Annotated in this window: 13 protein-coding genes; all 13 read right to left on the reverse strand. The window is 37.1% G+C overall.

Annotated features, from left to right (window positions below):
- Positions 1 to 456: 456 nt before the first annotated feature.
- Positions 457 to 678: a heavy-metal-associated domain-containing protein gene (locus ACY2A0_RS01585; RefSeq protein ID WP_002981097.1), complete on the reverse strand. Its 222-nt coding sequence runs from the start codon at positions 676 to 678 to the stop codon at positions 457 to 459.
- 99 nt (positions 679 to 777) lie between these two features.
- Positions 778 to 3,189, reverse strand: coding sequence for a heavy metal translocating P-type ATPase (locus ACY2A0_RS01590; protein ID WP_461787869.1), 2,412 nt, complete (start codon positions 3,187 to 3,189; stop codon positions 778 to 780).
- A gap of 88 nt (positions 3,190 to 3,277) precedes the next feature.
- Positions 3,278 to 3,841, reverse strand: a complete 564-nt coding sequence (locus ACY2A0_RS01595) for a helix-turn-helix domain-containing protein (RefSeq protein WP_024566623.1) — start codon at positions 3,839 to 3,841, stop codon at positions 3,278 to 3,280.
- Between the two features lie 115 nt (positions 3,842 to 3,956).
- Positions 3,957 to 4,781, reverse strand: coding sequence for an RteC domain-containing protein (locus ACY2A0_RS01600; RefSeq protein WP_002981101.1), 825 nt, complete (start codon positions 4,779 to 4,781; stop codon positions 3,957 to 3,959).
- Between the two features lie 335 nt (positions 4,782 to 5,116).
- Positions 5,117 to 7,162, reverse strand: coding sequence for a heavy metal translocating P-type ATPase (locus ACY2A0_RS01605; protein WP_461787870.1), 2,046 nt, complete (start codon positions 7,160 to 7,162; stop codon positions 5,117 to 5,119).
- Between the two features lie 17 nt (positions 7,163 to 7,179).
- A complete protein-coding gene (locus tag ACY2A0_RS01610) occupies positions 7,180 to 8,451 on the reverse strand; it encodes an efflux RND transporter periplasmic adaptor subunit (RefSeq protein ID WP_115405115.1) in 1,272 nt (423 codons plus the stop codon).
- Between the two features lie 6 nt (positions 8,452 to 8,457).
- A complete protein-coding gene (locus tag ACY2A0_RS01615; RefSeq protein ID WP_115405114.1) occupies positions 8,458 to 12,825 on the reverse strand; it encodes a CusA/CzcA family heavy metal efflux RND transporter in 4,368 nt (1,455 codons plus the stop codon).
- A gap of 150 nt (positions 12,826 to 12,975) precedes the next feature.
- Entirely contained in the window at positions 12,976 to 13,302 is a 327-nt protein-coding gene (locus tag ACY2A0_RS01620; RefSeq protein WP_371131589.1) for a DUF6660 family protein, read from the reverse strand.
- Between the two features lie 55 nt (positions 13,303 to 13,357).
- Positions 13,358 to 13,768, reverse strand: coding sequence for a Fur family transcriptional regulator (locus ACY2A0_RS01625; protein ID WP_048499044.1), 411 nt, complete (start codon positions 13,766 to 13,768; stop codon positions 13,358 to 13,360).
- 6 nt (positions 13,769 to 13,774) lie between these two features.
- Positions 13,775 to 14,113, reverse strand: a complete 339-nt coding sequence (locus ACY2A0_RS01630) for a hypothetical protein (protein ID WP_024566615.1) — start codon at positions 14,111 to 14,113, stop codon at positions 13,775 to 13,777.
- A gap of 69 nt (positions 14,114 to 14,182) precedes the next feature.
- Entirely contained in the window at positions 14,183 to 14,392 is a 210-nt protein-coding gene (locus tag ACY2A0_RS01635; protein ID WP_078679374.1) for a GDCCVxC domain-containing (seleno)protein, read from the reverse strand.
- Entirely contained in the window at positions 14,392 to 14,994 is a 603-nt protein-coding gene (gene merTP / locus ACY2A0_RS01640) for a mercuric transport protein MerTP (RefSeq protein ID WP_024566614.1), read from the reverse strand. Before merTP ends, ACY2A0_RS01635 begins: the two co-directional genes overlap by 1 nt.
- Positions 14,988 to 15,365, reverse strand: coding sequence for an ArsR/SmtB family transcription factor (locus ACY2A0_RS01645; protein WP_024566613.1), 378 nt, complete (start codon positions 15,363 to 15,365; stop codon positions 14,988 to 14,990). The genes merTP and ACY2A0_RS01645 overlap by 7 nt, the downstream gene beginning before the upstream one ends.
- Positions 15,366 to 15,453 lie beyond the last annotated feature (88 nt).

The following is a 15,453-nucleotide window of genomic DNA, read 5'->3' on the forward strand; positions in this document are numbered from 1 at the left end:
GTTGGGACATTTAGGGAAGTGGTTGAAGCACCGCACCTGCAAGAGCTGTGTGAACAGCCGCCCCCGCATTTGTCACTTTTGCATTTTTTACAGGATTTGCCCTTGCAACCTTTTTTATGTTCTGATTTTTTGGATTTCTCCTTTGAGCAGGAAGACTGCTCGGTCTTTGTTGAATTTTTGGAACAGGCATAGCTCTGACTTGGCATCATAAAGAAAACCAAACAGAACAATGTCAAAATGCCTATATGTATTCTATAATTTTTCAACGCAACAAAGTTACAAATTAGATTGGTTTTTTATATCGTTTTACGTTTTTTTTTTTGCTATATGGACAAAAAAATGCCATATACGCAATAACCTATCGCCTTTTTTCAGAATTGATAAAATGCCCTTTTTCAGCAACCCAACCTCATAGAAAATTCGGTCGGAAAAAGGGCATTTCAAAAAGTTGTTGGCTTAGGCGTCCAAAGGTTCAATTTTGAAGCCTGCCTTTTGCACGGTCGATATTACTTCCTGCTCGGTAATGCCCTCGGACTTCACTGTAAGTACCTTGTCCTTGTTGGCAGTGTCCACTTCCCAATGGCAGATACCCTCTGCCTTGTCCAAGTGCGGTTTTACAGATGCGATACAACCTCCGCAATTGATGTTCGTCTTGAATTGAAATTGTTTATTTTCCATTGTTAATAAATTTTAGAGTTATCTGATAATGCAAATTTCCGTACTATTCAGTTCAGTATTGTTGTGTAATTTCTTGTTTGATTTGTGAGATTTACTGTTTTATTTCTTCCACTTCAACCGCAGGCTGTTACTGACCACGCTCACGCTGCTCAATGCCATTGCCGCACCCGCAATCATCGGGTTGAGCAGGAAGCCGTTAACAGGGTAAAGGATACCTGCCGCTACCGGAATGCCGATTACGTTGTAGATAAACGCCCAGAACAGGTTTTGCTTGATGGTGGCTACGGTCTGTTTGGACAAACGTATTGCCTGCGGTATTTTGGTCAGGTCGGATGAAATGATGGTCATCTTGGCTACGTCCATTGCGATGTCGCTGCCTTTGCCCATTGCGATACTTACATCGGCTGTTGCCAATGCGGTGCTGTCGTTGATACCATCGCCCACCATTGCCACTACCTTTCCTTTACTTTGCAGTTCTTTCACAAAGTCGGCTTTGTGCTGTGGCAAAACTTCGGCTTTGTAATGCTTGATGCCTGTCTGCTCCGCAATGGCTTTAGCGGTAGCTTCATTATCTCCGGTCAGCATATACAGGTCAATGCCCATATCCTGCATTTCCCAGATAGCCTGCACCGATGTTTCCTTAATCTTATCGGCGATAGCAATTACAGCAAGAGCCTGTTTGCTGTTTGCAAACCAAATAACGGTTTTGGACTGTTTGCCCCATTCTTCGGCCTGGTCTTGTAATTCGCTGGCAATGGCAATGTTGTTTTCTGCCAATAGCTTTTTGTTGCCTACATAATAGGTTTCGTTGTCATGGTCTGCTTTTGCGCCTTTGCCCGTAATGCTGTCGAACATGGATAAAGAGGTGGCCGCTACATCGTCAAGATGCTTCACTACGGCTTCTGCCAATGGATGCTCGGATTGCTTTTCGATGCTCAAAAGGATTTCTTTTGCGGTGACCTCATGGTTCAGCCATTTAATGCCCGTTACCTGTGGTCTTCCCTCGGTGATGGTTCCGGTTTTGTCCAAAACGATGACATTTACTTTTTTGGCAAGTTCCAAACTTTCGGCATCCTTTATCAAAATGCCATTTTCAGCACCTTTACCAACGCCTACCATAATAGCGGTGGGTGTCGCTAAGCCTAAAGCACAGGGGCAGGCAATGACCAATACCGTAACGGCTGCCAGCAGACCTTGAACAACCCCGTTTTCGCCTCCCAAAATCAACCATAGTGTAAATGTCAGGATGGCAATACCTATCACTGTGGGAACAAAGATGCCCGCAATCCTATCGACCAGTTTCTGTACGGGTGCTTTGCTTCCCTGTGCATCCTGCACCATTTTGATGATGTGGGCAAGCATGGTTTCTTTGCCCACTTTTACCGCCTTGAACCGGAAGCTGCCTTTTTGGTTAATCGTTCCTGCAAATACTTTTTCTTTTTCTTTTTTCAATACAGGTACAGGCTCACCGCTTAACATACTTTCGTCCACATACGAATTGCCTGATATGACCATGCCGTCTACCGCAATCTTTTCACCGGGCTTTACGAGTATCACATCGCCTGCGCTTACGTCTTCGATAGCGGTTTGCTTTTCCGTTCCGTCGGCCTGTACCACGATGACCGTTTTTGGCTGCAAGCCCATTAGCTTCTTAATGGCTGAAGAGGTGTTGCCTTTGGCTCTTTCTTCCAGCAGTTTTCCCAAGAGGATGAATGCGATAATAACGGCTGCCGCTTCAAAATATACGTGGGCGTGCAGTCCCCGTTGATGCCAAAAGTCGGCAAACAGCATATTGAAAACACTGAACAGGTAGGCAATACCTGTACTCAATGCCACCAGCGTATCCATATTGGCGGAACGGTGCTTTGCCTGCTTCCAAGCGTTTACAAAAAAATCCCTGCCCAACCATATTACAACGGGTGTGGAAAAGAGCCACATTATCGGGTCTGCATAGGGCATATCCATAAAGAACATTCCTATGATTACCACGGGCAGGGAAAGGATAATTGCCCAAATAGTCTTGTTTTTCAGGGTTCGGAATTTCTTTTCGTGGAAGGCTTCAAGCGTTTCCTGCTGCTTGGTTTCGTCTTCAATCAATAGGTCGTAACCTACTCCCTGAACCGCTTTTTGCAGGGTGGAGGCATCGGTCATATTGGGCAGATATTCTACGGTAAGATTGCCCGTTGCAAAGTTCACGGAAGCATTAACTACTCCCGGTTGGTATTTCACAATGCTTTCGGCACTGCCCGCACAGGATGCACAGGTCATACCCAATACAGGAAAAGCACTTTTAACCGTAGGAACTCCGTAACCTAAATCTTTAATTGCCTTAACAGCTTCGCCTACGGTTTCATTGCTATCTACTGTAATCGCTGCCCTGCGGTTGTTCAGCTCTACTTTATGGGTTTCTACGCCTTTTACCTGTGCCAATCCCTTTTCAACGATTAATGCACAGTGTTCGCTTTCTACATCCTCCAACGGAATGTATATATTTTCTCTGTTTGTCGCCATATTTGCCTGCTTTAATTTACAATGCAAAATTGGCTATTATAATTATGGGTACTGTTGTGAAATTTTGGATTTGATTTGTAAGATTTACTTACACTTTATCCAACGGTTTTCTTTTATCCTCTTTAATCTGTTTGAAATGGCTTGGTGTTAGCCCGGTAACTTTTTTAAACTGGTTACTCAAATATGCCACGCTCGAATAATTTAGGCGGTTCGCAATCTCACTTAATGACAACTCATCATACACCAACAATTCTTTGACTTTCTCCACCTTTTGGGCGATAAAGTATTTTTCAATGGTTGTACCCTCTACCTCTGAAAACAGATTGGACAGGTAATTGTAATCGTGATGCAATTTGTCACTCAATACATCGGAAAGGTTGGTTTTTACATCACTATCCTGATGGTGTACCAGGTCAATGATAATGTTCTTTATCTTTTCTATTATCCTGCCTTTTTTATCGTCAATTACTTCAAATCCTAATGGCTCTAAAGTTTTGGACAAATTCTCTTTTTCCAGAGATGTTATTTCTTTGGAAAGAATAACTTCGCCCAGTTTTATATTTTTAGCATCTAATCCCAGTTTTTCCAATTCGTTTTGTACCACCATAATGCAACGGTCGCAAACCATATTTTTAATAAAGATTGTATTCATATTTATTTACTGACTACGTTTAGTATTTAATACATAAGCAATAAACAAATTTACAATTTAAGTTTAATTACTCTGACTTCTTGCCAAGAGGAATAAAGCCTGTGTACATATATACTTACTGTTTTTCATCTTGTTCGTCCATTTTCTTTATCAGTGCTTCACACAGCCTGTCGAGGAATTTCGTTCGGTTTATTTTGCGGGCTTTAAGTTCCATAAACGTATGGTAAAAGTCGCCTAACTCAATATTGAAGGCATCTTCAAACGTTTTGGCTATCAATTTTATTTCTGTATTCCCATTGTTAAATGCACCGTGGGAGTACAGTGCATAAATGAGTTCCGTGAGTGCAGTTTTGCTTGCTGTCCATATCAACGAATTATCTGAAACCTTTTTAACGTTGATGTTATTTAACCTGTCTTCCAAATATACCTGTATCAGGTCATTAGCAATTATCTTGGCAACCTTATAATCGTGCGAAGTAGAAAAGCGATGGTCTGCCTCAAAATAAAAAGTGTCTAACCATAGTCTTATATCGTGCTTGCCACGTACAAAAAATTGTTCGTCAAAGAAAGAATTATTGCTACGGTAATACTTATAAAAATCAAGGTTATTTTCAAAGAACCTTTTTAGCTTTTTCAGTTCTTTGACAAAATATTTCTTGGTACGCTTATTTCCATACGGTCTTCTCGTTTCGATTTTATAGATGGCATTATAATAGATGAGCTTTGAAACGATAATTGGCTTTTGATATTTAAAAAAGCGAATTTCTTCATCAACATTCTTAAATCCTCTTTTTAAAATATATTTTTTTACGTCGAATAAACATTTGATAATAAGTTGTATAACTGCTTCAATGCGTTCTATCGAACAGTCTGCTTCAATCTCAAATTCTTTGATTTCGTTTTCCAGCTTAGCCAGCGTTTCGTTATAAAATTTATCCATCCGTTATCCTAAATCTATTTTTTAAACAATAATAGAGAAGCCCAAATACTGTCATATTTGAAAGAAATTTGCATTTTCGGGTTTCTCTTTTGGAACTTTGGTTTTTGCTCGATACAGAACTAATAAGTCCATTTTTAGTGATAGGGATAGATATAATAGTGTCTAATTTTATGTATATCAAAGCAATAAGACACAGAGCTAAAAAATATCCCAAAAAGTATCATAAAGAGCGAAGGTCTTTTCTTCTTCTTCTTCTCCTTCGACAAATTGACATTTGATAACTTTTGCCTTTCTTACGAATTGTCTGTTTTATTCATCATTAGGATGTTCTAATCTTAAAATTTCATCCGCTGTATCCTTACTGCGTTTAGTATAGCTAATAAGGCAACCCCAACATCGGCAAAAACAGCTTCCCACATAGTCGCTAAGCCCCCAGCTCCCAAAACTAGTACAATAGCTTTTACTCCGAATGCTAAAGCTATATTTTGCCAAACGATTTTCTTTGTCTGCTTGCCTATATTGATTGCCATAGGTATTTTACTCGGTTTGTCGTCTTGTATTACCACATCTGCCGTTTCAATGGTCGCATCGCTTCCCAAACCGCCCATTGCAATACCCGCATCGCTCAAAGCCACAACAGGCGCATCGTTTACACCGTCGCCAACAAAAGCAACGCTTCCGCCTTTGGCTTTAATTTCTTTAACTCTGTTTACTTTATCTTCAGGCAATAAATCTCCGAAAGCATTATCTATCCCCAACTGTTCCGCTACATACTTTACAACCGTACTTTTATCTCCGCTAAGCATAGTAGCTTTAACATTGAGCTTATGCAATAGATTTATGGTTTCCTGTGCGTCTTCTTTTATGCTGTCCGCAATGGTAATGTAACCAACAAACTTTCTATCATAAGCCACTGCGATTACCGTGTAGACAATGCTGTTCGGGTCTATGTCATAAGTAATAGAAAATTTATCCATCAGCTTAAAATTCCCTACCAATAATTCTTTCCCATTTACATTAGCCTTTAGTCCGTGTCCTGCAATTTCCTCTATATTTTCTAATGGGATATTGTGGTTTACATCGCCTACATATTCTTGAATGGCAGTTGCTACGGGGTGGCTACTATGGCTTTCCAAAGCATTGACCATTTCTAAAATTTCTTTCTCATCAAATGCCTTGTCAAATACAACTTCCTGAACTTTAAATACGCCCTCCGTCATTGTACCTGTCTTATCCATTACTACATTTTGTATGCTGGCAAGAACATCCAAAAAGTTGCTTCCCTTAACCAATATTCCATTTTTACTCGCTGCCCCAATTCCGCCAAAGTAGCCTAAAGGAATACTTATTACCAATGCACAAGGGCAAGAGATAACAAGGAATACCAAAGCACGATACAACCATTGGCTGAACACATAATTTTCTACAAAGAAGTAGGGCAATGCTGTAATTAGAATAGCTAACAGTACAACAATCGGTGTGTAGATTTTTGCAAATTTGCGAATGAATAATTCTGTTGGTGCTTTTTGTGCGGTTGCATTTTGTACCAATTCTAAAATTTTAGAAAGCTTGCTATCAGTATAAGCAGTTGTTACTTTTACCTGTGCAACGGTCGTTAGATTTATCATTCCTGCCAATACAGTTTCGCCTTTGGTTTTGGTGTCTGGTTTACTTTCTCCGGTAAGTGCTGCGGTGTTGAATGAGGCGGTTTCGGATAACAATTCTCCGTCCAATCCTAATTTTTCTCCGGGTTTTAGTTGGATAATATTTCCAATGTTTACACTTTCTGCTTTTACTATTTTTGGCTGATTGTTTTCTAAAACAGTTACTTCATCGGGACGTTGGTCGAGCAAAATTTTAATATTTGCTTTAGCTCTTGTTACTGCCAATGTTTGGAATACTTCGCCAACGGCATAAAACAACATTACAGCAACACCTTCTGGATATTCGCCAATAGCAAAAGCTCCGATGGTGGCAATGCTCATCAATAAAAATTCTGAAAAAACATCGCCTTTACCAATACTTTCAAAAGCTTCTTTTATTACAGGAAATCCGACTGGTGCATAAGCTATTATATACCAAACAGCTCTTACCCAACCTTGAAACCATTCAGGTTTCAAGGCATTGTCTAAGTAAATAGCAATTAGCAATAGTACCAAAGAAATAATTCCGGGTAAAAACATTCTAATAACACTAATTTTATCTATTACTTTACTTCGTTCATTACTCTTTTTGCTGACTTTTTCATCCGTTGAGCAACAAACATCTTCAGCACTTTGCTCTACATTTGTTTGGGGATTGTTTTTGTTTTCCTCCGTGCAGCAGAGTTGTTTGCCGTTTGCATCATAAATATGCTTGTGGTTTTTATCTGTATTTATCATCGTTTAGTTATTTTTGGTTAATCTTCGTCTTCTCCGGCATTAGATAATTTTGCGTTTACAAAAAATGCTCCTTTTACTACTATTTTTGGATTGGCAGGAACTTGTTTGACAAAAGTTATTGCGGTATACCCCATATCAGATACCCCTTTCAATATTTCTATTTTTTCAAAATTTATACTTGCCTTATCTTCCTTTTCATTTTTATCATCATTTTTATGATTTTCTTCTTCTTTTCCTTCTTCGTGATGCTCTTCTGCTTTTTTATCGGTTTGTACGAAAATAAAATATTTACCATCAGTATTTACGATGGCATCATTGGGGACAGCAGGTGTAGTTACATTGCTTAAGCTTACAACCCCTGTTATGTTCATTCCATCAATTAAACCAATTTTATTACCTTTTATACGACAACGTACAGCAATAGTTTTACTCTCGTTTTGAAAAGATGAACCGATATTGAAAACCGTAGCCTCATATTCTGTGGTTGGATTATTTGTCAATCTAAAATGAATAGTTTGCCCGATTTTTATTTGTGGTAAATCTTTTTCAAATACTTGTAAATCCAAATGTAATGAGCTGTTATCAACAATTTCAATTACCGGCGAAGAAACATCTACATAACTTCCAATTTTAGCGTAAACATTACTTACTGTGCCATTTAAAGGACTAATTACTGTCAGAGCAGATTTCAAATTACTGTTTGATAGGGTGCTGGGATTGATGCCCATTAATTGTAGTTGTTGATGTAAAGACGCTTTTCGAGTACGAAGGCTGTTCAATTCGGCTGTTGCACTTTGTAAATTTTTCTTTGCGCCAGCATTTCCTTCGTTTAACTCTTTTTGTCTTGCTAACTCTTGCTCTGCAAAAGTTATTTTACTTATTACACTCAAAAATTCTTCCTGTAATTGTATAAACTGCGGATTGGCAATAGTTGCTATTATTTCACCCTTTCTAACATAATCCCCTAGTTGAACTTTCAATGTTCTTATCACCCCACCATATAAAGTTGTAGCATTGGCTTTGTTGTTATTGGGAACATTCAGAATTCCATTTGCTTTGATGGTTGAAGACAGCTCCCTTTGTTCTATTGTGCCTATTTTTATTCCAACTATCTTTAATTGCTCCTCTGAAAGTGTGGCAATGGTTGGTACTTCTTCGTGGGCTTCTTTATTAATTTCTTTCGCTTGGTTTTGCCCATTTCCATCTTTATTATTATTGCAAGCGGAAAAGGCAAATATTAAAACAGTTATCACTGTTACAAACGCGATTTTATTTATATTGAATTTCATTTTTGCTTATTGATTAATGAGAGAATAAATATTTATTACAGACTGGTTTACCTGCTGGATGCTTTTCAGATAATTTAATTGAATATCGGTTGCGGTTTGCAATGCAAACAGATATTCCACATAACTGATTTCTCCAGTAGTATAACCTAAATGTGCTGCTGATACAATTTCCTTGGCATTTGGCAATGCTTCTTTCTCAAAATAATTGAATTGCTGTATGTCTTGCTGGTATTGTTGCAAGGCATTTTGCATTTGCGTAGCCAATGTTTTTTGCTGTTGCTGTGCATTGGCTTCGGCTGCTTGTTTTCTGTAATCTAAAGATTTTATTCTGGCTTTGGTAGCACCGTAAGTGATGGGAATAGCAATACCAATGTTTACAGAACTAAATCGGTTTCCACCATTGAAAAATTGTTCGGCTCCGTTTACATTTTGAAAACCAATCATAGACTGATTGACGTAGCCAATCGTAAAATCTGGTAAACCTTGCGAACGTTCTACCTTTTTGGTTTGCTCGGCAATAATGGCATCCTGATACAAAGATTGAATGGCAGGATGATTTGCTACGGCTTCATTATCCAACAAATTACTGATTTGTAGAGGCTGAAATATTCCGTTTTCTGCAATGGTAAAATCGTCTTTTGTGTTCATCAATGTTTTCAGATTGGCAACAGCATTGGATAAGAACACTCCATTTTGTTTTAACAATAAATTGATTTCGCCTTTCTTAGCTTCCGCTGTACTGATGTCCACTTTTTTGGTGTCACCAGTTTTATAACGAAGCTGGGCTATTTTAATAAAATCGTTGTACAAACTATCCAATTGCTGTAACTGTTTTTCATTGTGTTGCAAGTACAAAATTTGATAATAATAAGTACGTACTTGATTTTTCAACTCCAACACTGAAAGATTTTTCTGTAATTCTTTACCTTTTATTTCGGCATTAATCAATTGTTTTTTTGCTCCAAATAATGATGGAAATGGAATGGTTTGCGACACCTGAAAAGACTGGTCGAATTTGATACTGCTGTATTGCCCCAACTGTGCATTAAAATCAAGTTTGGGTAATTCTCCGGCAGTTTTTTTCAAGGCTTTACTTGCATCAATTTCTAAATCTGAAGCCTTTATGGTTTGATTATTTTTCAGCGCAATGTTTATTGCTTCATCAACGCTGGATAAAGCTTTCGTTTGTGCGTTTGCTGTAAAACCTACTACTGATAGCAGTAACACAACGATAGTTGTAATGGATTTCACTTTAAGTTTTCTTTTTAAATTAATTTTTGAATTGAAGATGATATACAATAAGGGAAGTACGAATAGGGTAAGGAATGTGGCAGTTACCAAACCACCGATAACAACTGTAGCCAATGGTTTTTGTACCTCTGCACCTGCGCTACTGCTCAACGCCATTGGCAAAAATCCTAAACTGGCTACTGTTGCAGTCATTAAAACTGGTCGCAAACGGATTTTAGTTCCTTCAATTACCCGTTTCAATACATCTTTTTCCCCTTCTTTTTCTAATTGATTGAAAATACCTATCAGTACAATTCCGTTGAGAACTGCAACACCAAATAATGCAATAAATCCAATACCTGCGCTGATGCTAAAAGGCATTCCCCGAAGTAATAGTGCTAGTATACCTCCAATTGCACTCATTGGAATGGCTGTAAAAATTAATCCTGCCTGTTTAAAGGAACTGAAAGTAAAGTAAAGCAGTACAAATATCAATAATAAGGAAACCGGAACAGCTATCAGTAATCTATTACTGGCTTCCTGTAAGTTTTCAAACTGCCCACCATAAGTGAAATAATATCCCGATGGTAATTTTATTTGGTTGTTCAACTTTTTTTGAATTTCTTCTACTACACTTTGAACGTCTCTGTCTGCTACATTAAAACCAATTACAATTCTTCGCTTTCCCGCTTCACGGCTTATCTGCGCCGGTCCTAATTTATAATCAATTGTAGCCACTTGTGATAGAGGAATTTGACTACCTATGTTGGTGGGTATCATCATATTGTTTACATCTTCAATACTACCCCGGTAAGTACTATCTAAACGCACAACTAAATCAAATCTCCTTTCATTCTCAAAAACCACACCTGCACTTTTTCCTGCAAAGGCAGTACTCACAACATTATTTACATCTTCTACATTTACTCCATAATTGGCTAAACGAGTTCGGTCGTATTCAATATTAATTTGAGGTAGCCCACTTACCAGTTCTACTTGAGGTACTGTAACTCCCTTTACTGTTTGTATAACTTTGCTAACCTTATCGGCATTTAACGCTAGTGTATCTAAATTTTCTCCGAAAATCTTAATTGCAACATCTTGTTTTATCCCTGTCATAAGTTCGTTAAAACGCATTTGAATGGGTTGGCTTTTTTCGACAATTATGCCAGGTATTACGGCTATTTTTTCTTCTATTGCATCGCCTAATTCATCGTATGTCCTTCCGGATTTCCATTCACTTTCAGGCTTAAGGATAATTATTAAATCTGTTGCACTCGGAGGCATTGGGTCAGTAGGTACTTCACCAGCTCCAGTTCTACCTACCACCATTTTTACTTCATCAAATTGTTTGGCAATTCTCGAAGCAAGCATCGAAGTTTCTATACTTTGTGATAATGAGGTTTCAATAGGCATTTTAAATTCAAACGCATATTCTCCTTCTTGTAGCTGGGGTATAAATTCTCCTCCCATTCGGCTAAACAAGAAAATACTAACCGCAAATATGGCAATGGCGATACCCACGAACCAATACTTTATGCTAATCGCTTTTTCAAGCAAAGGCTGATATTTTTTTTGTAACCAATTCATCATTCTGTCAGAAAAGGTTTCTTTATACGTAGGTTTTTTGGATAAGAACAAAGCACACATCATTGGTATGTATGTTAAGGATAAAATCAAAGCTCCAAAAATGGCAAAACCTACAGTCTGTGCCATCGGACGGAACATTTTACCTTCAACACCCACTAACGTAAGAATAGGAATGTAAACAATTAGTATAATGATTTCACCAAATGCTGCACTGCTACGAATTTTGGAGGCAGACAGGAAAACCTCTTCATCCATTTCGGTTTGTGTAAGCCTTTGTTTAGATTTCCGTAAGCCTAAGTGATGTAATGTGGCTTCCACAACAATTACTGCCCCATCTACAATCAACCCAAAATCTATGGCTCCCAAACTCATTAAATTGGCGCTTACACCAAACACATTCATCATCGCTAAGGCAAACAGCATTGCTAATGGAATAGCGGAAGCTACTATTAATCCGGCTCTAAAATTTCCTAAAAAAAGTACTAATACAAAGATAACAATCAACGCACCTTCTATCAGGTTTTTTTCTACGGTACTCATTGCCTTGTCAACTAAAACTGAACGGTCTATATAGGGTTCAATAATAATATCATCAGGTAATGACTTTTGTATAGTAGGAAGTTTTTCTTTTATTTTTTCAATTACATTATTGGCATTTTCGCCTTTTAACATCATTACCACACCGCCTACTGCATCAACTTCTCCATTATATGTCATAGCCCCATATCTTACAGCATTACCAAATCGTACATCTGCCACATCTTTTATAAAAATTGGAACACTGCCAGGATTATTTTTTACACTGATGTTTTTTATATCTTCTAATGATGTAACCAAACCAATACCTCTAACAAAATAAGCACTTGGTTTCTTATCAATATATGCTCCCCCTGTATTTTGGTTATTTTTTTCAAGAGCGTTGAAAATATCGGTAATACTTATATCCATAGCCTTTAAGCGATTAGGATTAACAGCAACTTCATATTGCTTTAGCTCGCCACCAAAACTATTTACTTCTGCAATTCCGGGTGTACCATACAGTTGCCTTGCAACAATCCAGTCCTGCATTGTACGAAGGTCTTTGGCATTGTATTTATTTTCACTTCCCTTTTTGGGATGTATTATATATTCGTATATCTGACCAAGCCCTGTACTGACCGGAGCCAGTTCAGGTGTCCCTATTCCGTTCGGAATTTTTTCTTCTGCTTCTTTCAGTTTTTCATTAATGAGCTGTCGGGCAAAATAAATGTCTACTTTTTCCTTAAATACAACTGTAATTACGGACAAACCAAACCTAGAAATACTTCTGGTTTCTTCTAAATCGGGAATATTAGCAATGCTTTGCTCTATCGGAAAAGTTACTAATTGTTCTACTTCCTGAGCCGCCAATGTGGGGCAAACCGTAATTATTTGCACCTGATTATTTGTAATATCGGGTACGGCATCAATGGGTAATTTTGTGGCACTCCACACTCCCCAAATAATGAGCAACAATGTCATTATTCCAATGACGAGCTTGTTCTTAATGCTAAATTTTATGATACTGTCTAACACAATTCATTTGATTAATAATTAATAATAATGGATATAAATACTTTCTGTCCGTTACAGAAAGGACAGCTAAATGTGCAATTTAGATAATACACCTATCTAATAGTAAATGAATATATCATCCATTACCAATAAATACATTTGCTGAAAATATTAAGTATTAATCTTTGGCGGCTGCCAAATGTTTCCGTGATAATTGGAAATGAAATTGAAATTTTGAAGTGGGAATTTTTGTATCTTGCTAAGACTTGGCTTTGCCTCGTTTATTTTGAACGTTTGAAACGTAAAATTCACAACGGTATGACAAGTAGCACAAGAACAAAAAGGACTGCATAAATCGCCGTTTTTCGTTTGACCATTGCTTGTATTAGAAAGCTCTGATTTTGAAGTATTACTGGTATCCATACCACACGCATCAGTACACGGCATTAAGGATAATGCCAGAAAATATATACTGAATATGAATATAAATAGTTTCATCAGCTACAAATATAAATAAATAGATTGTGCAATAGAATTGCAAAGTTGAAAAAATCTATTTGTTACATTTGTCGCATTTCCCCTTAAGAACTAAATTAGCTCCATCTAATTTAAAGTTTTGAGGAACTTCGATGTTCGGAATTTCTGTTTCAGTAAGGCAAAAAGTATGTTTGCAGTCGGTACAATAAAAATGTGTGTGCAGTTCTGATAAATTACAATTGCATCCTGATTGGCAAAGTGCGTATTTAATCACTCCGCTTCCATCATCAATGGTATGGACAAGTTTGTGTTCCAGGAATACTTTAAGTGTTCTGAAGAGAGTAATATTATCTGCTTTTTCAAACTGTTCTGCCAGCTCTTTATGACTTACTGCATATTGTTGTTTCAATAACTTTTCAACCACCAACAAACGCATAGCGGTGGGTTTTATAGCTTTTTGCTGTAAAATTTTTTCTAATTCAGTCATTGTGATTTAATTTTCTATCGTCCAATCATCATTATCGTCCTCGTCAACTGATATTTGCTCAATGATGCTGTTTGCTGCACTGTCAGAGTATGTACCATAACCATTTACGAAAACACCTTTTGCTCCATCTTTTTGGTTTCTCATCGCATATAAGATAGCCTCATCTTCCAAGTCATTAAGCCCAGTAAAACGATAAATTTTATCAATAACAATGTCCCTTAAATTAACTTTCTCTCCGTCTATTTTGTACGAAATGTTTTCTTCCAATAGATTAAAGTCTTCCGTATAACCCCTTTGTCTTAGTACTTCAATTACTTCTGATAATGTTTTTTCTGTTGATAGCATAAGTATTCTTCTTAAATTTTTGAAAATATTTTTTGAAAAAACTGAACATTTTTTTCTCTTAATTGGTTTCTAATAGCAACATTTTTTATCCTGTTGTATTGATGGACAAGGAACACTGGCATAACTACAATACACACAACAATCGCCTTGTAATGGTTTTAATCTTGTCTTGCAATTTTCACATTCATAAAAATATTGGCAAGCATCTGTTGGCATTGTTTCCTCTTTTTTGTATCCGCAATTTGGGCAAGTTATAATTGATTGTAATTTAATTTCCATTATGATATAATTTTACTTTTTAGTGATTTATAACCTGTCGAATTGATAGCTTTTTCAATTTCTATAATACTTGTTTGTTTGTTGTCAAACTTAACAATGGCATTGCCTTTCTCATAAGAAACCACAACTTCCACAATTCCTTTTAGTTTACTAACTTCCGTTTTAACGTGGTGTTCACAACCTGAACAAGTCATCCCTTTGATTGTAAACTCAACTTTCTGAATTTTGGAAGTTTGGGTAATAATTGCTTTACTTTCGGTCTTTGGAAAAAAAATGTGAGCATAAAGCGGAAATGATAAAAGTAAAGCCGCCATAACGGTAATAATTCCTAAAAATGATTTTGTTTTCATAAAGTTTGATTTTTCAGTTGTTTCACAGTTGCAGTCAATTTTCTTTTGCGGTTTCAATTTTTGATACCAAGCAAAAGCAAGCACTAAAATAGTTAACCCGATAAAATATGGACGAAAAGGTTCGAGCCAAGAGAAAGTTGAAGCAAGTCCACTTGTTCCTGCTATGAGAGCCAAAACAGGTGTAATGCAACATAATGAAGCTGCTATTGCTGTCAAAAGTCCAGTCCCAATTAGTTTTCCGTCCGTTACCATATTGTTTCTAAATTTTTTTTATCGTCAAGTATTTTAAAAAATGGGTCCAACATTTTCTCATACTCTTTTGTCAATGAGTAAAAAATGGTTTGCGCCTCTCTTTCGGTTTCAATAAGCTTTCGGTCTTTAAGTTTTCTCAAGTGCTGAGAAATCGCTGAAATTGTCATTCCAAGAATTTCACTCACATCACAAACACAAAGTCGTTTTTCTTCATAAAGAAGAAACAGAATTTTCAGTCTTACATTGTTTCCAGTCAATTCAAGTGCGTTCGACAAATAGTCAAACGAACTGTGGAGTTCCGAAACTCTTTCTTTACAGCGATTGATTTGTTTAATGTCTGCCTGTTGTCGTGTACAAGAAGTATTATCCATAATGCAAATGTAACTAATTTGTTTATTTAAGCAAATGCTAAATTATGAGTATTAAAATTTGGCATTTTATATGTTGACGTAATGGTGC

The sequence above is a fragment of the Pedobacter sp. genome, from assembly GCF_965249885.1.
Classification (GTDB): Bacteria; Bacteroidota; Bacteroidia; order Sphingobacteriales; family Sphingobacteriaceae; genus Pedobacter.

Bases quoted from the DNA above. Each gene is read 5' to 3' on its own strand.
- merTP (WP_024566614.1), bottom strand. From the start codon at position 14,994: ATGGTAACGGACGGAAAACTAATTGGGACTGGACTTTTGACAGCAATA.
- ACY2A0_RS01605 (WP_461787870.1), bottom strand. From the start codon at position 7,162: ATGATAAATACAGATAAAAACCACAAGCATATTTATGATGCAAACGGC.
- ACY2A0_RS01590 (WP_461787869.1), bottom strand. From the start codon at position 3,189: ATGGCGACAAACAGAGAAAATATATACATTCCGTTGGAGGATGTAGAA.
- ACY2A0_RS01645 (WP_024566613.1), bottom strand. From the start codon at position 15,365: ATGGATAATACTTCTTGTACACGACAACAGGCAGACATTAAACAAATC.
- ACY2A0_RS01625 (WP_048499044.1), bottom strand. From the start codon at position 13,768: ATGACTGAATTAGAAAAAATTTTACAGCAAAAAGCTATAAAACCCACC.
- ACY2A0_RS01630 (WP_024566615.1), bottom strand. From the start codon at position 14,113: ATGCTATCAACAGAAAAAACATTATCAGAAGTAATTGAAGTACTAAGA.
- ACY2A0_RS01620 (WP_371131589.1), bottom strand. From the start codon at position 13,302: ATGAAACTATTTATATTCATATTCAGTATATATTTTCTGGCATTATCC.
- ACY2A0_RS01600 (WP_002981101.1), bottom strand. From the start codon at position 4,781: ATGGATAAATTTTATAACGAAACGCTGGCTAAGCTGGAAAACGAAATC.
- ACY2A0_RS01595 (WP_024566623.1), bottom strand. From the start codon at position 3,841: ATGAATACAATCTTTATTAAAAATATGGTTTGCGACCGTTGCATTATG.
- ACY2A0_RS01635 (WP_078679374.1), bottom strand. From the start codon at position 14,392: ATGGAAATTAAATTACAATCAATTATAACTTGCCCAAATTGCGGATAC.
- ACY2A0_RS01585 (WP_002981097.1), bottom strand. From the start codon at position 678: ATGGAAAATAAACAATTTCAATTCAAGACGAACATCAATTGCGGAGGT.
- ACY2A0_RS01610 (WP_115405115.1), bottom strand. From the start codon at position 8,451: ATGAAATTCAATATAAATAAAATCGCGTTTGTAACAGTGATAACTGTT.